The sequence below is a fragment of the Acinetobacter sp. KH_038 genome (assembly GCF_057839405.1).
Map to the genome: position 1 here is coordinate 1,405,405 of NZ_CM174489.1, position 24,530 is coordinate 1,429,934.

Below are 24,530 nucleotides of genomic sequence, written 5' to 3' on the forward strand. Positions count from 1 at the left end.
GACACGGCCCAAAGAGGAATTAAAAAGATGAGAAAAATTGCAATTATTGGTGGTGGGCAGGCAGGTTTATTACTGGCATTCTCATTACTCGAACACAAATATGACGTCACTGTATATGTCGATCGTCCGGCTGATGAACTGTTACATGGCCGAATGGTCAGTACCACTATGTTCTTCGCTAATACCCTGGATGTGGAACGCAAACTGGGCCTGAATTTCTGGGATGGCAAGGCACATCATGGAGAGGTGATTCATGTCGACTTCCGTGCGCCAGACGGTACGGTTGCACTGCCTTTAACCGGTTTCCTGCATGAAAATAAAGGTATTGCCATGGACCAGCGCACCAAATACCACCGCTGGCTAGAAGAATATCCACGCCGTGGTGGCAAACTAGTCATTCAAAATGTCAGTCCTGAAGATCTGGAAGTGATTTCTGCTGAAAATGATCTGACGATTCTTGCTGCCGGCAAGGGCAATATCACCAGCCTGTTTAAGCGCAATGAATCCCGCTCAGTGCATCAGGCACCCCCGCGTAAACTGGCCGCAGCTTTGGTGGTAGGTGATGACTTGTGCGGACTAGACAGCTGGCAGGGGCAGCCATCACAAACCTTGCACTTTAACTTTATTGCCGGTGCAGGCGAATATTTCAGCATGCCATTCTATAGCCATACCCATGGCCCATGCCGTAGCTTCCTGTTCGAATGCGTACCCAATGGTCCGATAGATATCTTTGATGACGTGACTAACGGTGACGAAATGCTGCAACGCATGAAAGAAGCAGTAGCCAAAGTGACGCCAGACCAGAGCTTCCGTATGGTAGACAATATGGAACTGAGTGATCCGAATGCCTGGCTGAAAGGGGCATTCCGTCCGGAAGTTCGTTATCCGGTCGCGACTCTAGACAATGGTGCTGCAATCTGGGGCATCGGCGATACAGTGATGGTCAATGACCCGATTGCCGGACAGGGAGCCAATAATGCCACCCGCATGGTGGAGCACTATTTGCAGGCCATTCTGGCGCATGGTGATGAAGCCTTTACTGCCGAATGGATGACGCAAGTCTTTGAAGAATTCTGGGAATATTCAGGTCGCTATACCACTGAATTTACTAACCTGTTGCTGAATCCACCAAGTGAAAGCCTGCTTCAGGTCTTGGGTGCTGCATCTCAAAAACAGGCCATTGCTGATGATTTTATGGGGCACTTCAACCATCCACGTGGTTTCTGGCCAGCAGTCGATGGTGCGGAAGGTGCAAAAAAATATCTGTCCCGCAAGGAGTTTAATCATGCAGCTGCCTGAAGTAATGTGGCAGGACGTTGACCTGTCTGAAGCGAAATCGCTTCGGCAGGCCTTCGGAGGTTTTGCCACAGGTGTCGCGATTGTCACCTGTCTGGATCAACAGCAACAACCTGTCGGACTGACTATTAATTCCTTTAGTTCCGTGTCATTAGATCCTGCGCTGGTGCTATGGAGTCTGGTGAATCATTCACCAAGCCGTACGGTTTTTGAAAATGCAGAATACTTTGCCATCAATATTCTGGGAGCAGACCAGCAAGATATCGGGCTAAATTTTGCCAAGCCGATTTCCGATAAATTCCAGCATGGTGTGTGGAATATTGAACCATCTAAAGCGCCCGTATTGGAAGGGTGTGTGGTGCAGTTCGTTTGTAAAAATGAAAAGCAGATTGAAGCCGGTGATCACCAGATTTTCCTTGGAAAAATTGAGCAATGCCGTCACAGCAATCAGCGTCCATTGCTGTTTTGCAAAGGACAGTTTACTGAATGGCCGCAATATCAGGAGGTCTCATGAGCGATCTCAAGAATAAAGTTGTTTTAGTAACAGGTGGTGCAACCCATATTGGCCAGGCTGTTGTCAAAGAATTAAAAGGTCTGGATGCCGACGTCATTATTGCTGATATTAATCAGGAACAAGGCCAACAGGTCGCGAATGAAACCCAAAGTCGCTTTGAATATCTGGATCTATCAAGCGATAACAGCATTCAGGCCTTAGTGGGCAAGCTGACACAAGTGGATATTCTGGTGAATCTGGCCTGTCTGTATGAAGACCATGGATCTGAGTCGACCCGTCAAGATTGGCAAAATACTTTCAATGTCACGGTGTTTGGTCATGTTGCATTGGTACAGGCCTGCCGCCCATTGCTGAAAGCGAGTTCAGATGCTGCAGTGATCAATATCAGTAGTGTCAGTGCCCGTATTGCCCAGAAAGAGCGCTGGGTTTATCCGGCATCAAAAGCCGCGCTGGAACAGCTAACCAAAAGTATGGCACTCGATTTAGCCACTGATAATATCCGCGTGCATGCTCTGTCTTTGGGCTGGACCTGGTCTGTGCCAATGCAGATGATTTCAGGCAATGACCGTCCGAAAACTGATCGTGTTGCGGGTCGTTTCCATGTACTGGGCCGTATTGCCGATGCCGAAGAAGTGGCGGAGGCCTTAAGCCTACTTTGCAGTCCAAAAGCCAAATTGCTCACCGGTAGCACTATCCATGCCGATGGCGGTTATCACACTCTGGGGCCGGAAGCGACGGATTCACCGATTGAGGAGTTGAGCACATGAATATTCAAGTGAACAATATTGCTGAAAAATTTCTTTGCCTCACCTCGGATATTGAACAGGGGGCAGGCTTACAGGTTATTATCGACAGTTATCCACCACTAGCGGTGTTCCATCTGGAAGATGGTGGATTCTATGTCACCGATGATACATGTACCCATGGGGATGCTTCTTTGGCTGATGGTGAGGTTGATGGCTGCGAAGTGGAATGTCCGTTTCATGCCGGCGCTTTCGATATCAAGACCGGTGAGCCGTGTGGTGCACCCTGCAGTATTCCACTTAAAACCTATACCTCATTTGTACGTGATGGTCAGGTCTATTTGGTAGGGTAAAGCGCTATGTATAAAATCCAGATTGAAGGACAGGGGCAATTTCACTGTGCAGCAGACGATGTTCTGCTGCGTGGCGGTTTGCGTGAAGGTTTAGGTTTGCCTTATGAATGTAATGCCGGTGGTTGCGGAACCTGTAAAATTGAAGTGTTGTCAGGTGCGGTAGAAAATTTGTGGGAAGACGCACCTGGGTTGTCTGATCGCGATAAACGTAAGGGACGTGTATTGGCTTGCCAGTGCCGGCCAAAATCGGACTGTATGATCAAGGTTCGTTTAGATGAACAGTGCACGCCTAAAATTTTGCCAAAACAGCAAGCCGTGAAGCTCAAGCATGTGCAACCGATTACTCATGATATTCTAGAAATTCATTTACAGTCGGATGAACCAGCCCAATTTATTCCAGGGCAATATGCGCTGCTCTGGGTAAATCAGGAATTACTGCGTGCCTATTCGATGTCGAATTTGCCGAATGACGAAGGGCTATGGGTGTTCCAGATTCGCCGTGTGCCGAATGGCAAAATGACCGATTTGCTGTTCGATGAGCAGCAGCGACAACATGCTCTAATTCAGATTGATGGGCCTTATGGTCTGGCGCATTTGCAGGAACAGCCACGTCCGATTATCTGTGTTGCCGGTGGCTCAGGTCTTGCGCCAATGCTGGCGATTGCGCGTGGTGTGGCGGCTAATCCGCGCTTGCAACATCAGAAGGTCTGGTTCTTCCACGGTGGACGTGAACAACGTGATTTGTTGACTGAAAATAAGCTCAGGGACTGGACCGAATTGGGTGAACGTCTCAATTACGTGCCTGCTACGTCTGCAGAACTGATAGACGATATCCGTTCCGGTTTTATTCATGAGGTAATCAATGATGTGCTGGGCGAGCAATTACTTGAACATGAGATTTACTGTGCCGGGCCACCGCCGATGGTGAAATCCATTGAACAGATGGCCCATCAGGCGGGCATTCCACCACAACAGATTCACTTTGACCGCTTTTTCTAAGTTAAGCTGAATAAAATGATCAGGCGATGGTTAACTCATCGCCTGAATGCTTTTTCCCCGGCACATCAGCACCATGTTCACAATCTGTGCAATCGACTCCGTCCCGAGTTTCTGACGGATATGAGTACGATGAATCTCGACAGTTTTATGACTGATATTCAGCATCTGCGCTATATGTTTACTGGATAGGCCATCGACCAGTAAATTAAGAATCTCATTTTCACGTGGTGACAAGGATTTCAGTTTCAGCAATTGCTGTCTGCGATTTTCACCTGCGACAAAGTCCTGCTCGGCCTGTTGTAGGCAGGCCTGAATCTGGTTCAGCATATGCTGCGGATTAAAAGGTTTTTCCAGAAAATCAAAAGCCCCGGCTTTCATGGCATTTACTGACATGGGAATATCACCATGGCCGGTCATAAAAATAATCGGAATATAGGCTTTTTGCTGATTAAGTTGTTGCTGTAACTGCAAGCCACTCATACCGCGCATACGAATATCCAGAATCAGGCAGGCTGGGGTATTCGGCCGTGGATAATTTAAAAACTCGGTTGCACTGCTAAATGTTTTAGTTTCCAGCTGAACGGAGTCCAGCAACCAGGTTAGTGAGTTTCGGATATCCTGATCGTCATCAATGACGTAGACAATGGGTTCGGGAACATGAGAATTATTTAAATACATTTAGCACGCTCCTGTGCAAATAATGAAATATTAAAAATTGCGCCAGATTCACCCTGGCAGACCCATAAATAACCCTGATGGTTTTCAATAATGCTACGCGATAAAGTCAATCCGATACCCATGCTGTCTTTCTTGCTCGAATAAAAAGACTCGAACAGCTGTTCCGGATTTTGTCCTTGCAATCCCGGACCATTGTCTGCAATGGCAATTCGGGCATGCTGGTTATACTGCCAGGTTCGGATATAGATATCACGCTGACCTTCAGGATTGCGTTGTAACGCATCCACCGCATTAAAGACCAGATTAATCATCACCTGACTGAACAGGGTTTCATCAGAAGAAATATAAACCGGCGTCACACTTAGCTCATAATGAATGGTACAGCCTCCCTGATCGGCTTTCAGTCCAATCAGGGGATGCAGGTCCTGAATCAGTTTATTGAGGGAATGAATCTGAAAATTGGCTTCGCCTTTGCGCAAAAAGCTGCGCATACTGTGGATAATCTGGTTGACCCGTTTAGTCTGATCCAGTGCGGCATTCATGGCATCCAGCGTTTCAGTGGTATTGGCCAGGCCGTTGTGAATACGGATAATGCTACCCCCGACATAATTATTGAGTGCAGCTAAGGGCTGATTCAGTTCATGTGCCAGTGCGGTCGCAAGTTCCCCCATGGTTTTGCAGCGTGACATATGCCCTAATTGACGTTCCCGAGCCCGTGCCATTTCTTCTGCTTCAATCCGTTCGCTAATATCGCGGTAATTGATCAGAATTCCCTGAATATCCGGATGGTCGAGCAGGTTGCGATAGGTCGCCTCATGGTACCGCCACTTACCATTATGGTGCAGAATCTTGTAGTGCAGCACTCCAATCGACTGTTCAGCCGGTTTTTTAAATAACAGTTGCCGGACTTTGATGCGGTCATCCGGATGAATGACACTCAACACATTTTTATTCAAAACAAAGCGGTCACGATAACCCAAAATACGTTGTAGGGAAGGGCTGGCATACAGCAGTTTGCCTTGCAGGTCCAGAATCGCGATGCCATCGCCCGAGTTTTCCAGCAGCATCTTGAAATACTGATCTTTAGACTGCAGCTGATACTGATATTTCTTAATTTCACTAATGTTGCGCACCAAAGCCAGTAGCTTGGGCTGATGTTCAATTTCGACCGTTTTCAGGCAAACTTCCACGGGAATCTGCTGTTGATTCTGTGCCTGAATAATCCATTCAAATGTAATTGCTTCATGGCTGGCAGCTTGTTGCACCTTTTTTAAGGCATGGTGAAAATCAAAACCATGGTTATGTGCACTGATTTTTTCTACACTCATGCTAGTTAATTCAGATTTGCTGTAACCGGTCAGGGCTTCAGCAGCCTCATTGACGTCCATGAATTCGACACTGCCGATATCATGCACAAAAATGGCATCACCCGCCTTATCAAAGATGGTTTGATAATAATTTAAACTGGTCATTTTCATTCCTTACCTGAGATAGCATCCGGCAATCTGGTACAGGGGATATTCGCCTTCAATGACAAATACTTATTATTTTGTATTTCATATTGAAGCAAAGTAAAAAAGAGTGCAATTACACTTCAGGTTTAATTGCATACTTTAAACATATAAAATAAATCAACATTACATCTATCAGCCTAGCTAGATTGGATAAGCAAAATTAGTACCATTTTCACGTTTTAAAATGACTGGCAGATCATATTGTATTTTTTCAGCAGGCTTCTTTCCTAATTAAGCCAAACTTTCTGCTATTAGCCTTCATTCCATTTTTAATTAGTCATGCATTGTATGAAAGCTTAGAATTGATTCACTTTTGTTGTAATGGCGATGATTTATGGCAATCAGCTGGATCTTCTTCACCTTAATGGCTGCATTTATGCAGGCATGGCGTAATGCATTTCAAAAACAGCTAAGCACTACAGTCGATGTTTGGGGTGTCACGCTTGCACGGTTTATCTTTGCCTTACCTTTTGCCCTGGTCTATCTATACAGTCTGTATTACTTCAAGCCCGTTGCCAGTATCGTTCATTTTACTCCCAGATTTTGGGTCTATATTGTGATTGCCGGTTCGAGCCAGATTTTAGCAACTGCCTTGATGGTGAAGCTGTTTCAACAAAAAAATTATGCAATAGGAGTAGGGCTGGCTAAAAGTGAAGCCATTCTTGCCGCCGTCATTGGTGTCGTATTTTTAGCAGATCATTTATCGCTACTGGCCTGGATTGGGGTGGTGCTTGGTGGCTATGCAGTATTTTTGCTGAGTAAGGGCCAGCAGATCAGCGGATTTTCTGCCAAAACCTTAGCAATTGGAATCGGCAGTGGTTTGAGCTTTGCGATTACCTCACTCTTGGTCAGAGAGGCGAGTCTGGAATTAAGCGCATTGCCAACTGTACATCGGGCTGCATGGGTACTGCTGATGGTGATCAGTTTTCAGTGCATCAGTATGCTGATCTATCTGAGTCTATTTAGCCGCCAGACTTTAATGGCTATGTGGCAACGCTTGGGATTAACGTTTAAAGTCAGTGTATGCAGCTTTATGGCATCGTTGGGCTGGTTTACTGCCATGAGTATGATGAGTGTGCCAATCGTCAAAACGCTAGGTCAAATTGAGATTCTGTTTAGCATGCTGATTTCCGCATATTTCTTTAAGGAAAAACTGGCACGTGCCGAACATTGGGGACTAGGCCTGGTGGTGTTCGCTGCTATTTTAGTGATCTGGGCTTAATTTTTATTTGAGCTAAAAAAAAGCCACTGATGATCAGTGGCTTTTTCTGTTTTTTTGAGAAGTTTAAGCTGCAATAAATGCCTGAACTGCCTGATTGAACGCTTCAGCCTGTTCCACACTTGAAATATGTGATGCATTGATTTCAAACAGTTGGCTGTTGGCAATGCTGTCTTGCATTGACTGACCATCAGCTACAGTTGTTACCGGGTCTTGTTGACCTGCAATAATCAGTACCGGAACTGAAATAGTCTTTAACTGTTCACGTAAATCCGCTTTAGCCAAAGCTTCACAGCAACTCGCATAACCTTCCGGGCTGCCAGCACCAAGGTCGTTTGAAAGTTGTGCAACAATTGCTGCGTTGCTTTGAATAAAGGGTTCGGTAAACCAGCGTGATGCTGCAGTTGCTGCAATCGGTGCTAAGCCTTGCTCGCGTACCAGTGCAGCACGTTCCAGCCAGGCCTGTTCCTGACCGATTTTCGCTGCTGTATTGCAAACAATCACGTGGTTAAAACGTTCAGGTGCATGAATAGCCAGCCATTGGCCAGTCAAACCACCCATGGAAATGCCACAAAAAGCAGCTTTCTGGATATCTAAATGATCCAGTAAATTCACCACATCTTGACCCAGTTGATCCAGTGTATATGGTCCTTGTGGAGCGCTCGAAGCGCCATGACCACGGGTGTCATAACATACTACAAAATAATCTTTCTGGAAAAAATCAATTTGTGGTTGCCACATGCTGAATTTGGTGCCCAATGAATTGGAAAATACCAAAGCAGGTTTTGCTGCATCACCAAAAGTCTGGTAATTAATTTGTGCATCATTTGATGTAAATGTTGGCATTTTTTTTAAATCCTTAATCTTATAAATCCCCCTAAATCCCCCTTTATGAAAGGGGGACTTTGAATGAGGATTAAACGCGTTCAATAATCAAAGCGATACCTTGACCGACACCAATACACATAGAGCATAGTGCATATTTGCCACCAGTCTGTTCAAGCTGGTTCAAGGCAGTGGTCACCAGACGTGCACCAGATGCACCGAGTGGATGACCCAAGGCAATCGCACCGCCGTTCGGATTGACTTTTTCCGAGCCATCTTCAATACCTAGGTCACGGGTACATGCCAGTGCTTGGGCAGCAAAAGCTTCATTCAGCTCGATGACATCCATTTGCTCTAGCGTTAAGCCGGTTTGAGCAAGCAGCTTTTTGATGGCTGGCGCAGGACCAAAGCCCATGATGCGCGGTTCAACACCGACCACGGTTGAGCCAATGATTTTGGCACGTGGTTTTAAGCCGTATTGTGCAATGGCGTCATCAGATGCAATCAACAGTGCTGCTGCACCATCGTTAATGCCTGATGCATTACCTGCTGTGACGGTACCGTCTGCTTTTACCACAGGTTTCAGTTTCGCCAACGCTTCTGCAGTGGTAGACGCACGTGGATGTTCATCTTTATCCACGACCACCGGATCGCCTTTACGTTGTGGAATAACCACCGGAATGATTTCTTTATCAAAGAAACCTTTGGCTTGCGCTGCAGCTGTACGTTGCTGGCTGGTCAGGGCAAATTTGTCCTGATCGGCACGGTTAATCCCGAACTGTTCAGCGACATTTTCAGCCGTTTGCGGCATGGTTTCTACGCCGTACATTTCTTTGAGTTTCGGATTAATGAAACGCCAGCCCATGGTGGTGTCTTCAATCTTCTGGCTACGACCATAAGCCGTTTCTGACTTGCCCATGACGAAAGGTGCGCGAGACATTGACTCGACACCACCAGCAATGATCAAGTGGGCTTCACCGGCTTTAATCGCACGCGCAGCCATGGAGATGGTATCTAGCGATGAACCACACAGGCGATTGACTGTGGTTGCAGGCACCTGATAAGGCACACCTGCAAGCAGCGCTGACATACGGGCAACGTTACGGTTATCTTCACCAGCCTGGTTGGCACAGCCATAGATCACGTCATCAACCTGTTCCCAGTTCACTGATGGATTACGTTCCATCAAGGCCTTGATAGGAAGTGCACCGAGATCATCAGTACGGACAGGAGCGAGACCACCTGCATAACGGCCGAATGGGGTACGGATGGCATCAACGATATATGCGTTTTTCATTGTCTTTTCCTTTTACCTCCCTTAATCCCTCCTGAAAGGAGGGAGACTTTACACTCAGTTTAAATTTCTTTTGTGTGAAGTCCCCCTTTGAAAAAGGGGGATATAGGGGGATTTTATCTTTTGAAACTACTTAAGCTTGAGTCGCATCAATCAACTTGGCGCCAGTCAATGACTGCAATTCTTCAAATGACAGACCTTCGACTTTCTCAATCACTTTCATACCTTCGTTGGTCACATCAATCACGCACAGGTCGGTATAGATACGATCGACACATTTCAGGCCAGTCGCCGGATAGGAAAGCTCAGCCACGATTTTTGGCTCGCCTTTTTTGGTCACGTGGTCGGTGGTGATGAAAACTTTCTTGGCACCGACAGCCAGATCCATTGCACCGCCAACCGCCGGAATCGCATCCGGTGCGCCAGTATGCCAGTTGGCCAGGTCACCATTTTCAGCCACCTGGAACGCGCCCAGTACGGCGATGTCTAAATGACCGCCACGCATCATCGCGAAAGAATCACCATGATGGAAGAATGAGCCGCCTTCAAGTAAGGTGACGAATTCTTTACCTGCATTGATCAGCTCCGGATCACGGTCTTCTTCAGCAGGAGGAGGACCGAAAGCCAGCAGGCCATTTTCAGAGTGCAGGAATACATCTTTGTCTGAAGGCAGGTAGCTGGAAATCTTGGTTGGCAAGCCGATGCCCAGGTTAACATAAGCACCATCAGGAATGTCTTGTGCCACACGTTCAGCGATCTGGTCACGGGTCAGTTTGCTATAGCTCATTATATATCTCCGATGCCAATTATTGTGCAGGTTTAACTTGTACAACGTGTTGAACAAAAATTCCCGGGGTGATGATATGTTCAGGGTCCAGCGTACCCAGTTCCACTACTTCAGAAACCTGAGCAATGGTGATATCTGCGGCCATCGCCATAATCGGGCCAAAGTTACGCGCAGACTTGCGATACACCAGATTGCCCCAGCGGTCACCCTTAGAGGCTTTGATTAAAGCAAAGTCAGCTTTGATTGGATTTTCTAACACGAAGTCTTTGCCTTCGTAATTTAAAGTTGGTTTGCCTTCGGCCAGCAAGGTACCAAAACCAGTCGGGGTGTAGATTGGACCCAGACCCATACCTGCAGCCTGGATACGGCAAGCCAGGTTGCCTTGAGGAACCAGTTCAAGTTCGATTTTACCGGCACGGTAAAGTTCATCGAATACCCATGAATCAGACTGACGCGGGAAAGAACAGATGATTTTACGCACTGCACCGGCTTTTAACAGTTTTGCCAAACCGTAGTCGCCATTGCCGGCATTATTGTTGACGATAATTAAGTCTTTGATACCCAATTCGATCAGACCATCAATCAGTTCAGCAGGCTGGCCTGCTGTACCGAAACCACCGATCATGATGGTTGAACCATCTTTGATCTGGGAGAGTGCTTCTTTCAATGATAATGAACTTTTATCTATCATAATCTGGTCCTTTCATATCCTAAACTTATGGATGTCTTTAAACTCATTTTGAATCTGATGCTGCAATTGGAACTGCGTTACGGTCTTTCTGTGACAATAGAAAATGTGCCACTAATCCAATACAGATCCCCCAAAAGACTGAACTCAGTCCCAGGAACTGCATACCCGATGCAGTCGCTAAAAAGGTGATCAGGGCAGCATCACGTTGTGATTCCTTGCCCATTGCAACGGAAATATTGGTGGCAATCGCACCGAGTAATGCCAGTCCTGCCAAAGCTGCAATAAGTTCTTTGGGCATCAGGCTGAACAGCATCACGATGCTGCCGGCAAATAAACCGCCTAAAATATAGAAGAGTCCATTTGCAATCCCGGCGATATAACGCTTTTCTTTCAACTCATGTGCATCTTTGCCCAAACATAACGCAGCCGTAATCGATGCCAGTACAATGGTGATACCGCCTACACAGGCCACTGCAAGCGAGGCGATACTGGTGGCACTGATGATCGGTTTGGCGGGCATGTCATAACCGCTAAGCTTGATAATCGCCATACCGGGTAAGAATTGCCCCGAGAGACTGACCAAAATGAGCGGTAATGCCAGATTCAGGGTGGAATTCCAGGTCCATTCTGGTGCAATAAATTGCGGAATCGCCAGACTGAAATTGGTGCTGACCGGGTTGATTTTGCCCAGTAACAGGCTTAAAACTACACCCGCGACTAACACCCAGACCATGGCATAACGTGGGCTGAAGCGTTTTGCCAGCAAAAATACCGCTAACATTCCAAACACAATGTAGGGCATGGTATCGGTAGCCGTAAACAGACCCAAGCCAAACTGTAACAGAATACCGGCCATCATCCCGGCAGCGACTTCCTGGGGAATCCAGGACAGCAGTTTGTCGAAATAACCGGTAATCCCAATTAAAAAAATCACCACAGCAGAGGTGATGTAGGCAGCGACTGCTTCATTGAGTGAAATATCGGGGAAAAGCGTAACTAATAAAGCAGTTCCGGGAGCAGACCAGGCAGTTACTACAGGTATTTTATATTTAATTGATAAAAAAATACCTGCAAGTGCAGCGCCAATAGAAATTCCCCAAATCCATGAAATCATCATGTCTGGGGAAACCTGGGCTTGCTGTGCTGCCTGGAAAAAAATGATCAGTGGACCTGAATAGGAAATCAGGACTGCTAGAAATCCTGCAACAGTCGCTGAAATTGACCAATCATTTTTTAAAGTTTGAAACAGGTTATTCATTGGTGATGTGCCTCCTTGCGCCGAACCATGATCCTGTTGAAAATTTTATGATCAGGACTTAGCCCTGATCACCACCACCGACAGGTACCACGGTACCGGTCATATACGATGACTCGTCAGAAGCCAGGAATACAATGGCATTGACCTGTTCCTGAATTGTGCCGTAGCGTCCCATAAAAGTACGATCAATGGTCTGATCAACCACTTGCTGCATCCACTCTTTTTCAGATTCGCTCAGCGGGTTGGCATTACGTGGCACTTTACGTGGTGGTGCTTCGGTACCGCCAGTGGCAATGGCATTGACCCGGATTCCATCTTTGGCATGTTCAAAGGCGAGGGAAGCCGTCAGACCGTTCACACCACCTTTAGATGCTGAATATGGAACACGATTAATACCACGCGTGGCAATAGAAGATACGTTTACAATTGTACCTTTCTGATTCTTAATCATTTCCGGTAATACTGCGCGGCAGCACCACATGGTTGGGAATAATGAACGATTCACTTCCTTGATAATTTCTTCTTCAGAAAATTCTTCGAAAGGTTTCATCCAGATGGCACCGCCCACATTGTTGATCAGGGCATCAACACGGCCATAGGTTTCCAGTGCCTTTTCAACCACGGACTGGGCACCCGCAAATGTTTCCAGATTGGCTTTAACGGTAATTGCATCACCGCCAGTCGCTTCAATTTCAGCCAGTACTTCTTCCACATAAGGGGAAAGGTCGGCCATGACCACTTGAGCACCTTCGCTTGCGACTTGCAGCGCGACACCGCGCCCGATGCCTTGGGCGGCACCAGTCACAATGACAACTTTATTTTCAAATCTTTTTGCACGATTCATTCTATTCTCCGACTCAGTCTGAACTTAGTTTGCAGAGAATTTTTCAAACAGGAAGCTTGCCGGTTTAACGCCTTCAGCATCTAACCAGCCGCGAACTGCTTCTACCATTGGTACCGGACCACACAGGTAGACATCAACATCACCGCCATTTAGCCATTCGTTTTCGATATGGCTGGTTACATAACCTTTACGCTCATGAGCAGATTCAGGGTTAGCCACCACAGTGCGGTATTCGAACCAGGAGAATTTTTCTTGAAGTTCGTTCAGTTTCTCAATCGCCACCAGGTCAAAGTCATTGGTCACACCAAACACCAGACGCACTGGATGTTCTGAACCTTTTTCTTCGAGGACTTGCAGCATTGACATAAACGGTGCGATCCCTGTACCACCAGCCAGCATCAATACTGGACGGGTCACAGGACGCAGGTAGAAGCTGCCAAATGGGCCAGTAAAGGTCATTTTGTCGCCAGCTTGGGCATTGGCGCTCAAGAATTCACTCATTTTACCATTTGGCACGTTACGTACCACGAAACCGGTTAAACGATTACCTGGTTTTGAACTGAATGAATAAGAACGGGTTTCAGTCGTGCCCGGAATGCCGACATTGACATATTGACCGGCAAGGAAGTGAATGTCCGGTTGACCTTCGTCTAACTGAATGTCAAAGGTAATGGTCGAGTCAGATAGGTTTTCTACACGTGCCAAAGTACCCTGGAACGCGTGAATTTCAGTTTTACAAACTTCTGATGAAGCTTGAATCTGGAAAACTGCGTCTGAAGTCGGTTTACACTGACAGGCCAGAATATAGCCTTCTGCAGCTTCTTCAGGTGTTAATGCATCTTCAATATAAGTTTCTTCAGGCATGTCAAACGAACCTGATTCACAAAACGCACGACACGTTCCACAAGCACCATCACGGCAGTCCAAAGGAATATTGATCTTTTGACGGTAAGCTGCGTCTGACAGGGTTTCTCCGTCAGAAACAGAAATAAAACGTGTAACGCCATCTTCAAATTGAAGTGCAACATTGTGGTTTGACATGGCTGAATATCCTATATAAATCTTTGTAACTAAGCCTTTCAGTCAATTTTCCATATGACTGAAAGGCTTGACCTAGCTGTAAAAACAGTCTTAGAGGTGATAAATGTCGATGACCTGGTTGATGTAATCGTTTTTCAATACCACGTATTTGCTTAAAATTTGTGGTTTATCGCCTGAAAAATCGATTTCATAACGTGACATACCGAAGTAGCTGTAGCTGTTTTTGTAACGGAAACTCAAGGTATTCCAGTTAAAACGTACAGTAACCTTGTCGCCATCACGTTCAACAATTTCAATATTGCTGATGTTATGGCAGGTACGGGTGTCCGGCATGGTTGCAGATGAGCGTTCAGTCTTGATACGGAACACACGGTCTTCTAAACCTTGACGGTCTGGATAGTAAATCAACGAGATTTCAGACTGTGGATCTGTCGTCAGTTGGTCATCATCATCCCAAGCCGGCATCCAGAAAGAAGCAGTCGGGGCATAACAGGTTAACCAGTCGTCCCATTGCTCATCATCTAAAAAGCGTGCTTCCTGATACAGGAACTGAGCAATATTTTCTAAAGTGATGTCGCTCATGCGTTTTCTCCTTCAGTAGATGCTGCAATTTCTTTCTCAGTCGCAATACCTTTTTTGATCAGTTCTAACCAGTACTGATGTTGAGCCAGGTATAGACCTTCGTCTTCTGTTTTAACACCAGACAGTTTTGGTTTTAAACCGATTTCATTTGCCGCATCATCCGGCCCATGGATCCAGTGTTTTGAACCGCGGCACATATCGTTCCATTCCAGCGCGATACCGGCATAACCAGCCTGACATGCACGGAATTCTTCAAGATCGTCTGGCGTTGCCATACCTGATGCATTAAAGAAATCTTCATACTGACGGATACGACGTGTACGTGCTTCCGGCTCTTCACCTACAGGCGCGATACAGTAAATCGTCACTTCAGTCTTATCGACAGAAATCGGGCGCAGTACACGGATTTGTGAACCGAACTGATCCATGAAATACACGTTTGGATAGATACACAGGTTACGTGAACGTTCAATCATCCACTTCGCCATGGCTTCGCCATATTGCTCGGTGTATTCGTCTTTTTTGGCAAAGTTAGGACGGTCTTCCGGGTTAGCCCATTGCGTCCAAAGCAACATGTGACCATGTTCAAAGCCGTAAGAACCACCGCCTTGTTTGCCCCATGAACCTGCGCTCATGGCACGGATATTGTCACCCGCCTGTTTTTCTTTACGTTGCTGAGTGGTTGCAGCATAGTTCCAGTGTACAGCAGATACATGGTAACCATCGGCACCGTTTTCAGCAGTCAACTTCCAGTTACCTTCATAGGTATAAGTCGAAGCACCACGTAATACTTCCAGACCTTGCTCAGACTGGCCCACGATCATGTCAATGATCTTGGTCGCTTCACCCAGGTATTCTTCAAGAGAAGGAACGTCCGGATTCAAGCTGCCAAACAGGAAGCCTTTGTAGTTTTCAAAACGCGCTACTTTTTTCAGGTCGTGAGAACCGTCTTTATTAAAACAGTCTGAATAACCTGCTTCAGCCGGATCTTTGACTTTCAATAACTTACCAGAGTTATTGAACGTCCAACCATGGAATGGGCAAGTATAGGTCGCTTTATTGCCTTTCTTGTTACGGCACAATTGTGCACCGCGATGTGAACAGGCATTGATCATTGCATTCAGTTCACCTTGACGGTTACGTGCAATGATAATTGGCTGACGGCCAATATAGGTGGTATAGAAATCGTTGTTGTTTGGAATCTGGCTTTCATGTGCCAGATAAACCCAGTTGCCTTCGAAGATGTATTTCATCTCCAGGTCAAACAGGGCCTGATCTGTAAATACTGAACGGTGCAGTTTAAATTCACCAGATTCAAAATCATCCACCAGTAGTTCGTCAATACGATCCAGATGGCTGGTGTTAATTACGGGAATACGAGGCATGTCCTTTCTCCGACTTTCCAGGGGGAAGTCAGCGGGATATATCTAGAAATATACCCCGCCTCTTTAATTGTATTAAGCGCTAGCGCGGCGACGATCAACTTCAGTCGTTGGTGCAGCAGCATGTTCTTTTACAAGTTCGATATCGAACTGAATGTGTTTGAAAGGACCATTCAGGCCACGTTTTGCAATTTCAGCTTCGTCAGTCACGTCAACGGCAGTTGCAACCAGACCATCACGCGTAGCGAATGCAAAGTCATCCCACAGGTACTGGTCGCCTTCGATGTTGAACTGAGTGGTTAGCTTGCGATAGCCCGGTGCAGATACAAAGTAATGCACATGTGATGGACGGTTACCGTGACGGCCTAATTTGTCCAGTACAAACTGGGTTGTACCTTCTGGAGGGCAGCCATAACCTACAGGCATCGTTGTCAATGCAACGTATTTACCATCCTGGTCACTGAAAATAGAGCGACGCAAGTTGAAATCAGACTGTGACTTGTCAAAGAATGAATAGTTACCCAGGCTGTTGGCATGCCAAACTTCAACTTTAGCACCTTCAATGATGTTGCCTTCAGTATCTTTTACTGTGCCTTCAATGATCAAAGTCGGGATTTTACCTTCTTCTGAACCATCATCCATACGCGCAAAGCCAACTGATTCTGGTGCGCCAGCAACGTATAAAGGACCTTCAATAGTACGTGGCGTACCACCAGTAATACCTGCTTTGGCATCTGCTTCGTCAGCACGTAGGTCCAAATAATGCTCCAGACCCAAACCTGCAGCCAATAGACCTAGCTCATTGGCTTGGCCTGCATCAGTAAAGTACTCAAGACCTTTCCACAATTCTGATTGTGAAATATCCAGATCTTCGATAGCCTGAAAAAGGTCACCCAACAAACGTACAGTGATTTGTTGTACACGTTCATCTACAGGACCTGTCGCAGTATCGACATTCATTTTCTTTACTAATGCATCAATTTCTTGGCGATTCATACTATTACTCCTCAGTATGTCTACATTTTTTTATGTGGCGTGCCGTTTAGCTTGCTCGGGCTGGCTAAATCTTGCTGGCCACAATCCTTGTTTAATTACCCTCTGGTTTTCCTGGCTGGGAAGGGAATAACGTTATTCCCAACTCCCATATTCCGTCTTAGCTGTCGTCATCTCGAACTGAAGATGGGTGACGGTTTAATGCCATCACTTCGATCTTCATATAAGGATAGAGTGGCAAACCTTGCAGCAGGCTGTGCAATTCTTCATTGCTTTCAACATCAAAAATACTGATGTTTGAATACTGGCCAGTGATTCGCCAGATATGACGCCATTTACCCTGACGCTGTAAGTCATGGGAATAGGCTTTTTCAACAGCCTTGATTTCGTTGGCCTGTTCCACTGGCATATCCTGTGGAATGTTTACGTCCATCCGTACATGGAAAAGCATAGGTTTCTCCTCGAGTTATTGACGACGCAAGTTGTCAATCTTGTTTTCATCCAACTCAATTCCCAGACCAGATCCTTTCGGAATTTCCAGTTCAAAGTTTTGATAGTTGAGTGGGGTTTTTAAAATATCTTCAGTCAGTAGCAATGGCCCAAACAGTTCGGTGCCGTAGGCAAGGTTTTCAAAGGTAGAGAAAACATGTGCCGACGCAATCGTGCCGACCGGACCTTCCAGCATGGTACCGCCATACAGGTCGATTCCTGCCAGTTTGGCAATTTTTCCGACTTCACAGCCTTCAATCAGGCCACCTGACTGGGCAACTTTGACTGCAAAAACAGATGAACCGTTTTGTTTCGCAATTTCATAAGCTGAATGTGGGCCCATTAAAGATTCGTCCGCCATGATAGCAATATCAAAACGGCGGGTTAAACGGCGCATGGCAGCCAGGTTGTCAATTGCACATGGCTGTTCAATCAGGTCAACGCCACCATCTTGCAGCAACTGTATTCCTTTAATGGCTTCCAGTTCTGACCAGGCACGGTTAACATCCACACGAATCGAAATGTCTTTGCCCAAGGCTTTTTTAATCGCGAGAACATGTTCTACATCTTCTTCAACTGCACGTGAACCGATTTTGAGTTTGAAAATGTTATGGCGTTTAGCCGCAATCATTTTCTGTGCTTCAGCAATATCTTTTTCTGTATTGCCAGAAGCCAATACCCAAAGAACCGGAATGCTGTCACGTAAGCGGCCACCCAGGATTTCGCTCAGCGGCTGCTGCATGCGCTGTGCCTGAATGTCCAAAAGGGCAGTCTGAATCGCGCACTTGGCAAAGCGGTTACCATTAATATTCTTTTTAATTGCTTGTAATGTCTGTGCAACATTTAAGCCGGATAATGTTTTCAAAAGGGGCGCGAAATAAGTTTCAATATTGACTTTAACGCTTTCCGGGCTTTCATCACCATAACCTAAGCCGCCGATCGTCGTTGCCTCACCCCAACCGATATAACCATCTTCAGTGGTGATTTTAACTAGGACCAGGGTCTGGGTTTGCATCGTTGCCACTGCCATCTTGTGAGGGCGAATGGTTGGAATTTCTACCAGCAAGGTTTCAACTGACTTATACATAATACGGATTCACATTCTTGCTTTAATGCTTCGATTTGATATACCTTAAAAGAATAATGTTGATTGGTCTAAGATCGAATTAGCATTTTTTTATACTTTAAAGGTATTCTATATCATGGAACTTAGACATTTACGCTATTTTGTTGCAGTAGTGGAAGAGCAGAGTTTTACCAAGGCGGCAGAAAAACTATTTATTGCCCAACCGCCTTTAAGCCGGCAGATCCAGAACCTTGAAGCAGAGCTGGATATACAGTTATTTGAGCGTGGAAGCCGTCCATTAAAGACCACAGAGGCAGGTCAATTCTTCTACCAGCATGCTGTTAAACTTTTGTCTAATGCCGAAGAGATTAAGTCGATGACCAAGCGTATTGGTATCGCAGATCGTACCATTACTATTGGCTTTGTTGGTTCTTTATTGTTCGGTTTATTGTCACGAATTCTATTTTTATTTAAACAGCAGCATCCTTATCTCAAGATCGAGATGATGGAAATGAATACTTATGAACAGATTCAGGCGCTCAAAGAAGGCCGGATCGATGTAGGTTTCGGCCGTCTAAGAATCTCGGATCCGGCAGTAAAACGGGTCTTGTTGCGTGAAGAGCGTTTGGTGGTGGCGGCGCATGCCAGTCATGTTTTGGCGCAACGCGAGAGTCTGCATTTATCTGAACTGGTCGACCAGCAACTGTTTTTATATCCCAATACGGGCAAGGCAAATTTTGCCACCCAGGTTCGTGGCATATTTTCCGAGTATGGATTGGAACCTAAAAACCTGCGGGTGGTACGTGAACTGCAGTTGGCGCTTGGCTTTGTTGCAGCGGGAGAGGGTGTCTGTATCGCACCGGAAAGTGCACAAAATATTAAATTGGCGCATTTAAACTTTATACCTTTAGCAGATGCATTCGCAGTAAGTCCTGTCTTTATGGCCATACGCAATATGGATGAAAGCGAATACATCCGCTACCTGTTTGATGCGGTATATCAAGTCTATGATCTTGAAGCATTAAAATATGATCGTTCGGTATTTTAAAACTGATAAACCACTCAAATATGCACAAACATGAACCGGATTTTTACAGGATGATGACTACTGATCGAAAAATAATTCATGATTAAATAATATATTTTCCAGTTAATTTAACGGTTTAGCTTGAATCAGACTTTATAGGTATAAAGGCATGCCTATTCAGTTTTGGACATTATCGTGCATCTTCTTCATTGTGGCTTTCATAAATTGAACTTCACAATCTGGAGGTGGAGATGTCTACAAATAAAGTGAATATAAATACGCTGATTGATGAAGCAAAGTTTACGCCCTTTCACTGGGGCGTATTGATCTGGTGCTTGCTGATCATTATTTTTGATGGCTATGATCTGGTGATCTATGGGGTCGCGTTGCCTTTACTGATGCAAGAATGGTCATTAACTACAGTGCAAGCAGGTATGCTAGCGAGTACTGCACTGTTTGGTATGATGTTCGGTGCCATGACTTTCGGAACCTTGTCCGACAAGTTAGGCCGTAAAAAAACCATTATGATTTGTGTGGCTATTTTTAGCGGCTTTACCTTTATAGGTGCTTTTGCGACTTCACCGGTTGAATTCGGAATCTTGCGCTTCTTGGCTGGATTGGGGATTGGCGGCGTCATGCCAAACGTAGTGGCCTTGATGACCGAATATGCGCCCAAGCGTATCCGTAGCACCTTGGTTGCCTTAATGTTTAGTGGCTATGCGATTGGTGGTATGACCTCGGCACTGTTGGGTGCATGGCTGGTACCGCAATATGGCTGGAAAATCATGTTCCTGTTAGCCGGTATTCCACTGTTGCTTTTGCCAGTGATCTGGAAATACTTGCCAGAATCGCTGATGTACCTGACCAACAAAAATCAGACTTCCCAAGCGCACGATATTATTCAAAAAATATCTCCGGAACAGGTCATTACCCATGATACTCAATTTGTACTGAATGAAGTGCAGAAAGGTGATGAAGCGCCATTAAAAGCACTTTTCCAACAGGGCCGCAGTTTCAGTACATTCATGTTCTGGCTGGCGTTCTTTATGTGCCTGTTAATGGTATACGCATTGGGCAGCTGGTTGCCAAAACTGATGATTCAGGCCGGTTACTCGCTTGGTGCCAGCATGATCTTCCTGTTTGCCTTGAATATTGGTGGCATGATCGGTGCAATCGGTGGTGGATACCTGGCAGATCGCTTCCATATCAAGAAAGTACTGACCATCATGTTCTTGTGTGGTGCGCTGGCCCTGATTCTGCTTGGCTTTAACAGTCCGCAATTCGTCCTATACACCCTGATTGCTGTGGCGGGTGCTGCAACGATTGGCTCGCAAATTCTACTCTATACCTTTGTTGCACAATATTATCCATCGACTGTACGTTCTACAGGCATGGGCTGGGCATCAGGTATTGGACGTATTGGTGCGATTGTTGGTCCGGTATTGACTGGTGCTTTATTAACCATGAATTTACCGCATCAAATGAACTTCTTTGCTATTGCGATTCCTGGTGTGATTGCTGCACTTGCGATTTTCCTGGTCAACTTAAAGACCTCAGTAGATGCGCAAGCCCTTGCAAGATCTAGCATGAAGCCAAATCCTGTGGCTGAGAACGCAACCCAATAAGTTAAACTTTAATTAATCAATATAATATCGTCAATGATATAGATCGCCATCGTAACCGGTGGTGATCTGTTGCTAAAATCTGATCGGACAATAAAAAGCGAGTTTAGGATGAACACGACACTATTAACCACAACAATCAATAAGCCAACATTAAAACGTACATTATTGATGAGTATGATTGCCATGAGTATGGGGGGCATGAGCTTATCTGCTCAGGCACAAACTGCACCAAACAGTCAGCAAGAAATTGAACAGCTCCGTCAGGAAGTGCAGGCCCTGCGTGCACTGGTTGAGCAACAGCAAAAACAGACCACGACGTTAAATACTGCGGTACAGACTCAGCAGGCAGCAGCGGCATCTGCCAAACCTGTCATGAGAATTGGCAGTGGTGCTGAATTCAATCTTTACGGAAATGTCCGTGCCGATGCGTCTTATCAGGCGGAAGGCGGTGCAGCAGCACGTATGTATAACCAGATTAATGCTGTTCCACTTGAAGGTGCGGGCGAGCGCAGTGATGAGTTCAAATCGACACTTTCTGCTACCCGTTTAGGCATGGACTTTAAAGCGCCAGTCGGTGCGGGCGACAAAGCCCTGAGCGGTAAAGTCGAGGTAGATTTCCTCGGTGGTGCAGGTCTGGATAATTTGCGTATCCGTCATGCTTATATGAACTATGCCAACTGGTTAATTGGTCAAACCTGGTCAAACTTTGCAGTACCTGATTATCTGCCAGAAACTGTCGATGCTTTGGCTTATGCTGGCGGTTCGATTAAACGGACTCCGCAAGTCCGCTATACCAGCACCTTCAGTCCGGTAACCAATCTTGTACTGGCAGTGGAAGATCCGAAAGATCCAAATCCGGGCATAAAACAGCGCTTACCTGCGTTAACTGCACGTTTAAATCATAAATTTGCCGATAATTTTGCAGTCAGCGCACGTGCCATGGGGCATGAAAAACGTGTCAATGAAGATGAAGAAATGGCATGGGGCGTAGGTCTAGGTGCAAAATATGATGTGGTACCAGGCACGACTTTAAAAGCCGACTACTATCATGTTAAGGGTGATAGCAGCTTTGTTTCTTATGCCAATACGGGTGTAGTGGCAGCAGGTGGCAATCTGTATCAAAGCGAATTCGATTCGATTTCAGTCGGCTTAACCCAGCAGTTTAATGACAAATTGCGTGGTACTTTAGGTTATGGTTATATGAATTTTGATCAGGATGCGGGTTATTTAGCTGCTGCTACTGCTGCTGGTTCGAATCTAACTACAGTTAACAAAGATCTGTGGCAGGCTTGGGCCAATGTGTTCTATAGCCCAACCAAGCCTTTAAGTTTTGGTCTGGAATATGTGTATGGTGAACGTGAGGCAGTAGCTGCCGCCACACCAAATGGAAGTACTAAAGGTGAAGACAACCGAATCAATGCGGTTGCCATTTATAGCTTCTAACATATTGCTTAAGCAAACGATTTAAAGCTCAGAAAAGCGTGGATGAATTAATCCGCGCTTTTTCTATTTTGCAGAATCGTATCTGCTAAAAGATTCACTGCATTTTCTATCTCGGCAGTCCATTCAAAAGAACAATTCAGCCGGATATAATGCTGGTTGGCATGATCCGGTTTGAACAATAGTGCAGGGGCGATTGAAATCTTTTTCTGAATCATTTGCTCATAAAGCAGCTGTCCATCGAGTCCGTTTGGTAACTCGATCCAGAGAAAATAACCACTAGAATAATAGTAAATTTTACATGTGGCCGCTAAGCGGTTTTTCAGTTCCTGATAAAACCTCTTTTTATATTTTTCCAGATTATGCCGTAACTGACGCAAATGTTTTTCATAATGATGATGTGAAATAAACTCCACCAGCGTATTTTGCAGTAGCGGGCTGACGGTTAAAGTGCTCATGAGCTGTAAATGCTGAATGGCATCGGAAAATGGCCCGGCATAGACCCAACCAACGCGTGCACCCATGCCCAGTGTTTTGGAAAATGACGCACAGTGCAGTACCATCTGATACTGATCAAAATATTTCACTGACAAGGGCTTATAAGAGCCGTAGTTCAATTCCTGATACACATCATCTTCAATCAAATAGACCTGATATTCATGCAAAAGTTCGGCAACTCTCTGTTTGATTTCTGAATTGACGGTAAAACCGATTGGGTTATGCACGTTCAGCATTAACCAGCACACCTTGATTGGATACTGTTTCAAGGCCTGTTCAAAAGATTCCAGATCAAAGCCAAATTGCGGATGCTCAGGGATGGTGATGACTTGTAAACCCAGACGCTCGGCAGCCTGCCAGGCACCATAAAAAATGGTTTGCTGCAACAGAATAAAATCACCGGGTTGGGTCAAGGCCTGCAAGGAAAGATTAAGTGCTTCTAAGGCGCCGGATGTAATGACAATGTCATCTGCATTACATGCAATGCCTTGCAGCTGGTAACGATGGGCGATCAGTTGCCGTAAATTTTTATTGCCGGGTGGCATGTGATTCTGATTGTTATAACTGCTTTTTCTTTTGGCTTGCTGCGCCAGAATCTGCATAAATTTGGCGTTATAGAGCAGCTCTGCATTTGGAAATGCCGAACCAAAAGGCACAGTTTCTGCAGACTGAATTGACTTTAAATAGTTAAAAACCACCGAGTTGATTTGGACTTTCGGGCTTAAACTAATCTGAACAGGCTGTTTGCTGTGAACCAGATCGGGAGAATGTTCTGCAACATAATAGCCGGATTTATCTTTGGCATAGACCAGACCTTGGGCTTCAAGTTCCTGATAGGCATTCAGTACGGTCATCAGGCTATAACCGGATAATTGGGTCTGTTCGCGTAGAGAAGGCAGTTTATCATGTGTCTTCCATACACCGTTTTCAATCATCTGCCGGATATTTTGCGCCAGTTTTTCAGACTTATACATATGCTATTCTTGAACTAGACTGTTCTAATCAATGCTATTTATAACATGTCTTAACTTATTTAATATAACAAAAACCCAAACTGCCAGGCTTGCTGTTATATTTTTTAAAGTTTGAATTGTATCTATAGCATTTACTGTTATTCCAAAATAATCATGCAATACAGTTTCTACATTGGAACGGGTAATTGCATGAATCCACAAGAGCAAAATAAAGCCCCAAAATACGCAGACAGCAGTATTTCGGATGCCACTTTTAAGAAAATGATTTTCTGGTTTGCACTCTATGCCGGATTGTTCTGTGTTGGGGTGATTGTTGTGGTAAATGCCGACAAGTTCATGATTGGTGGATTATAGAACTTAAAAATGCACAAGCTGCTTTGGGGATTTTCATCGCAGTT

At 45.5% G+C, this 24,530-nt stretch carries 25 protein-coding genes; 10 read left to right on the plus strand and 15 right to left on the minus strand.

The genetic code is table 11. The features are described 5' to 3' along the window. Window positions 1–27 precede the first annotated feature (27 nt). From AC3IT7_RS06630 to AC3IT7_RS06650, 5 genes are read left to right on the plus strand one after another with little or no spacing between them, the layout of a single operon-like run. A complete protein-coding gene (locus tag AC3IT7_RS06630; protein WP_489249827.1) occupies window positions 28–1,299 on the plus strand; it encodes a styrene monooxygenase/indole monooxygenase family protein in 1,272 nt (423 codons plus the stop codon). Continuing rightward, on the plus strand, window positions 1,286–1,810 hold the full coding sequence (locus AC3IT7_RS06635; protein ID WP_489249828.1) for a flavin reductase family protein: 525 nt from the start codon (window positions 1,286–1,288) through the stop codon (window positions 1,808–1,810). The genes AC3IT7_RS06630 and AC3IT7_RS06635 overlap by 14 nt, the downstream gene beginning before the upstream one ends. Further along, the gene (locus tag AC3IT7_RS06640; RefSeq protein ID WP_489249829.1) at window positions 1,807–2,577 is read left to right on the plus strand and encodes an SDR family oxidoreductase; all 771 of its coding nucleotides are present in this window, start codon (window positions 1,807–1,809) and stop codon (window positions 2,575–2,577) included. Before AC3IT7_RS06635 ends, AC3IT7_RS06640 begins: the two co-directional genes overlap by 4 nt. Continuing rightward, entirely contained in the window at window positions 2,574–2,906 is a 333-nt protein-coding gene (locus tag AC3IT7_RS06645) for a non-heme iron oxygenase ferredoxin subunit (protein WP_489249830.1), read from the plus strand. The genes AC3IT7_RS06640 and AC3IT7_RS06645 overlap by 4 nt, the downstream gene beginning before the upstream one ends. A 6-nt stretch (window positions 2,907–2,912) precedes the next feature. Then, window positions 2,913–3,905 (plus strand): 2Fe-2S iron-sulfur cluster-binding protein, encoded by a 993-nt coding sequence (locus AC3IT7_RS06650; protein ID WP_489249831.1) that lies wholly within the window; start codon window positions 2,913–2,915, stop codon window positions 3,903–3,905. 30 nt (window positions 3,906–3,935) lie between these two features. Here AC3IT7_RS06650 and AC3IT7_RS06655 read toward each other — a convergent pair whose 3' ends face one another. Both AC3IT7_RS06655 and AC3IT7_RS06660 read right to left on the minus strand, forming a co-directional pair. Next, on the minus strand, window positions 3,936–4,583 hold the full coding sequence (locus tag AC3IT7_RS06655) for a response regulator transcription factor (RefSeq protein ID WP_489249832.1): 648 nt from the start codon (window positions 4,581–4,583) through the stop codon (window positions 3,936–3,938). Continuing rightward, a complete protein-coding gene (locus AC3IT7_RS06660) occupies window positions 4,574–6,055 on the minus strand; it encodes a PAS domain S-box protein (RefSeq protein WP_489249833.1) in 1,482 nt (493 codons plus the stop codon). Before AC3IT7_RS06660 ends, AC3IT7_RS06655 begins: the two co-directional genes overlap by 10 nt. Before the next feature lie 376 nt (window positions 6,056–6,431). Between AC3IT7_RS06660 and AC3IT7_RS06665 the strand changes: the two genes are divergently transcribed. After that, window positions 6,432–7,319, plus strand: a complete 888-nt coding sequence (locus AC3IT7_RS06665; RefSeq protein WP_489249834.1) for an EamA family transporter — start codon at window positions 6,432–6,434, stop codon at window positions 7,317–7,319. Between the two features lie 63 nt (window positions 7,320–7,382). Here the strand turns inward: AC3IT7_RS06665 and pcaD are convergent, their stop codons facing one another. The 12 genes from pcaD to AC3IT7_RS06725 form a co-directional block, all read right to left on the minus strand. Next, window positions 7,383–8,162, minus strand: a complete 780-nt coding sequence (pcaD, locus tag AC3IT7_RS06670) for a 3-oxoadipate enol-lactonase (protein WP_489249835.1) — start codon at window positions 8,160–8,162, stop codon at window positions 7,383–7,385. 70 nt (window positions 8,163–8,232) lie between these two features. After that, window positions 8,233–9,438, minus strand: coding sequence for a 3-oxoadipyl-CoA thiolase (pcaF, locus tag AC3IT7_RS06675; RefSeq protein WP_489249836.1), 1,206 nt, complete (start codon window positions 9,436–9,438; stop codon window positions 8,233–8,235). Between the two features lie 130 nt (window positions 9,439–9,568). Then, window positions 9,569–10,222, minus strand: a complete 654-nt coding sequence (locus AC3IT7_RS06680; RefSeq protein ID WP_489249837.1) for a 3-oxoacid CoA-transferase subunit B — start codon at window positions 10,220–10,222, stop codon at window positions 9,569–9,571. 19 nt (window positions 10,223–10,241) lie between these two features. Next, entirely contained in the window at window positions 10,242–10,913 is a 672-nt protein-coding gene (locus AC3IT7_RS06685; protein ID WP_489249838.1) for a 3-oxoacid CoA-transferase subunit A, read from the minus strand. 43 nt (window positions 10,914–10,956) lie between these two features. Then, window positions 10,957–12,171 carry a benzoate/H(+) symporter BenE gene (gene benE / locus AC3IT7_RS06690; protein WP_489249839.1) on the minus strand — a complete coding sequence of 405 codons (1,215 nt, stop codon included), beginning with the start codon at window positions 12,169–12,171 and terminating at the stop codon, window positions 10,957–10,959. A gap of 58 nt (window positions 12,172–12,229) precedes the next feature. Then, window positions 12,230–13,015, minus strand: coding sequence for a benzoate diol dehydrogenase BenD (benD, locus tag AC3IT7_RS06695; RefSeq protein WP_489249840.1), 786 nt, complete (start codon window positions 13,013–13,015; stop codon window positions 12,230–12,232). 24 nt (window positions 13,016–13,039) lie between these two features. Beyond that, window positions 13,040–14,056, minus strand: a complete 1,017-nt coding sequence (gene benC, locus AC3IT7_RS06700; RefSeq protein WP_489249841.1) for a benzoate 1,2-dioxygenase electron transfer component BenC — start codon at window positions 14,054–14,056, stop codon at window positions 13,040–13,042. Between the two features lie 90 nt (window positions 14,057–14,146). Further along, window positions 14,147–14,638, minus strand: coding sequence for a benzoate 1,2-dioxygenase small subunit (benB, locus tag AC3IT7_RS06705; protein ID WP_313390233.1), 492 nt, complete (start codon window positions 14,636–14,638; stop codon window positions 14,147–14,149). Next, the gene (benA, locus tag AC3IT7_RS06710) at window positions 14,635–16,023 is read right to left on the minus strand and encodes a benzoate 1,2-dioxygenase large subunit (protein ID WP_489249842.1); all 1,389 of its coding nucleotides are present in this window, start codon (window positions 16,021–16,023) and stop codon (window positions 14,635–14,637) included. The genes benB and benA overlap by 4 nt, the downstream gene beginning before the upstream one ends. A 72-nt stretch (window positions 16,024–16,095) precedes the next feature. Beyond that, entirely contained in the window at window positions 16,096–17,016 is a 921-nt protein-coding gene (gene catA, locus AC3IT7_RS06715) for a catechol 1,2-dioxygenase (protein ID WP_489249843.1), read from the minus strand. 157 nt (window positions 17,017–17,173) lie between these two features. Next, complete coding sequence (catC, locus tag AC3IT7_RS06720) at window positions 17,174–17,464, minus strand: muconolactone Delta-isomerase (RefSeq protein ID WP_489249844.1); 291 nt, start codon at window positions 17,462–17,464, stop codon at window positions 17,174–17,176. Window positions 17,465–17,479: 15 nt separating this feature from the next. Next, on the minus strand, window positions 17,480–18,589 hold the full coding sequence (locus tag AC3IT7_RS06725; RefSeq protein ID WP_218209013.1) for a muconate/chloromuconate family cycloisomerase: 1,110 nt from the start codon (window positions 18,587–18,589) through the stop codon (window positions 17,480–17,482). A gap of 115 nt (window positions 18,590–18,704) precedes the next feature. Here AC3IT7_RS06725 and AC3IT7_RS06730 point away from each other — a divergent pair, with 115 nt between their 5' ends. From AC3IT7_RS06730 to AC3IT7_RS06740, 3 genes are all read left to right on the plus strand, one after another. Then, on the plus strand, window positions 18,705–19,616 hold the full coding sequence (locus tag AC3IT7_RS06730) for a LysR family transcriptional regulator (protein ID WP_218209012.1): 912 nt from the start codon (window positions 18,705–18,707) through the stop codon (window positions 19,614–19,616). 230 nt (window positions 19,617–19,846) lie between these two features. Continuing rightward, window positions 19,847–21,220 carry an aromatic acid/H+ symport family MFS transporter gene (locus AC3IT7_RS06735; protein WP_180076334.1) on the plus strand — a complete coding sequence of 458 codons (1,374 nt, stop codon included), beginning with the start codon at window positions 19,847–19,849 and terminating at the stop codon, window positions 21,218–21,220. A 108-nt stretch (window positions 21,221–21,328) separates the two neighbouring features. Then, entirely contained in the window at window positions 21,329–22,663 is a 1,335-nt protein-coding gene (locus AC3IT7_RS06740; RefSeq protein ID WP_489249845.1) for a DcaP family trimeric outer membrane transporter, read from the plus strand. Between the two features lie 47 nt (window positions 22,664–22,710). Here the strand turns inward: AC3IT7_RS06740 and AC3IT7_RS06745 are convergent, their stop codons facing one another. Further along, complete coding sequence (locus tag AC3IT7_RS06745; RefSeq protein ID WP_489249846.1) at window positions 22,711–24,132, minus strand: aminotransferase-like domain-containing protein; 1,422 nt, start codon at window positions 24,130–24,132, stop codon at window positions 22,711–22,713. 189 nt (window positions 24,133–24,321) lie between these two features. Here AC3IT7_RS06745 and AC3IT7_RS06750 point away from each other — a divergent pair, with 189 nt between their 5' ends. Next, window positions 24,322–24,486 carry a hypothetical protein gene (locus AC3IT7_RS06750; protein ID WP_489249847.1) on the plus strand — a complete coding sequence of 55 codons (165 nt, stop codon included), beginning with the start codon at window positions 24,322–24,324 and terminating at the stop codon, window positions 24,484–24,486. Window positions 24,487–24,530 lie beyond the last annotated feature (44 nt).

Coding starts and splice junctions, on each gene's coding strand:
- benD (WP_489249840.1), bottom strand. CDS start 13,015: ATGAATCGTGCAAAAAGATTTGAAAATAAAGTTGTCATTGTGACTGGT.
- AC3IT7_RS06750 (WP_489249847.1), top strand. CDS start 24,322: ATGAATCCACAAGAGCAAAATAAAGCCCCAAAATACGCAGACAGCAGT.
- AC3IT7_RS06660 (WP_489249833.1), bottom strand. CDS start 6,055: ATGACCAGTTTAAATTATTATCAAACCATCTTTGATAAGGCGGGTGAT.
- pcaD (WP_489249835.1), bottom strand. CDS start 8,162: ATGCCAACATTTACATCAAATGATGCACAAATTAATTACCAGACTTTT.
- benC (WP_489249841.1), bottom strand. CDS start 14,056: ATGTCAAACCACAATGTTGCACTTCAATTTGAAGATGGCGTTACACGT.
- catA (WP_489249843.1), bottom strand. CDS start 17,016: ATGAATCGCCAAGAAATTGATGCATTAGTAAAGAAAATGAATGTCGAT.
- AC3IT7_RS06680 (WP_489249837.1), bottom strand. CDS start 10,222: ATGAGCTATAGCAAACTGACCCGTGACCAGATCGCTGAACGTGTGGCA.
- AC3IT7_RS06665 (WP_489249834.1), top strand. CDS start 6,432: ATGGCAATCAGCTGGATCTTCTTCACCTTAATGGCTGCATTTATGCAG.
- AC3IT7_RS06630 (WP_489249827.1), top strand. CDS start 28: ATGAGAAAAATTGCAATTATTGGTGGTGGGCAGGCAGGTTTATTACTG.
- AC3IT7_RS06640 (WP_489249829.1), top strand. CDS start 1,807: ATGAGCGATCTCAAGAATAAAGTTGTTTTAGTAACAGGTGGTGCAACC.
- AC3IT7_RS06730 (WP_218209012.1), top strand. CDS start 18,705: ATGGAACTTAGACATTTACGCTATTTTGTTGCAGTAGTGGAAGAGCAG.
- AC3IT7_RS06725 (WP_218209013.1), bottom strand. CDS start 18,589: ATGTATAAGTCAGTTGAAACCTTGCTGGTAGAAATTCCAACCATTCGC.
- AC3IT7_RS06685 (WP_489249838.1), bottom strand. CDS start 10,913: ATGATAGATAAAAGTTCATTATCATTGAAAGAAGCACTCTCCCAGATC.
- AC3IT7_RS06745 (WP_489249846.1), bottom strand. CDS start 24,132: ATGTATAAGTCTGAAAAACTGGCGCAAAATATCCGGCAGATGATTGAA.
- catC (WP_489249844.1), bottom strand. CDS start 17,464: ATGCTTTTCCATGTACGGATGGACGTAAACATTCCACAGGATATGCCA.
- benB (WP_313390233.1), bottom strand. CDS start 14,638: ATGAGCGACATCACTTTAGAAAATATTGCTCAGTTCCTGTATCAGGAA.
- benE (WP_489249839.1), bottom strand. CDS start 12,171: ATGAATAACCTGTTTCAAACTTTAAAAAATGATTGGTCAATTTCAGCG.
- AC3IT7_RS06635 (WP_489249828.1), top strand. CDS start 1,286: ATGCAGCTGCCTGAAGTAATGTGGCAGGACGTTGACCTGTCTGAAGCG.
- benA (WP_489249842.1), bottom strand. CDS start 16,023: ATGCCTCGTATTCCCGTAATTAACACCAGCCATCTGGATCGTATTGAC.
- AC3IT7_RS06735 (WP_180076334.1), top strand. CDS start 19,847: ATGTCTACAAATAAAGTGAATATAAATACGCTGATTGATGAAGCAAAG.
- AC3IT7_RS06650 (WP_489249831.1), top strand. CDS start 2,913: ATGTATAAAATCCAGATTGAAGGACAGGGGCAATTTCACTGTGCAGCA.
- AC3IT7_RS06645 (WP_489249830.1), top strand. CDS start 2,574: ATGAATATTCAAGTGAACAATATTGCTGAAAAATTTCTTTGCCTCACC.
- AC3IT7_RS06740 (WP_489249845.1), top strand. CDS start 21,329: ATGAACACGACACTATTAACCACAACAATCAATAAGCCAACATTAAAA.
- AC3IT7_RS06655 (WP_489249832.1), bottom strand. CDS start 4,583: ATGTATTTAAATAATTCTCATGTTCCCGAACCCATTGTCTACGTCATT.
- pcaF (WP_489249836.1), bottom strand. CDS start 9,438: ATGAAAAACGCATATATCGTTGATGCCATCCGTACCCCATTCGGCCGT.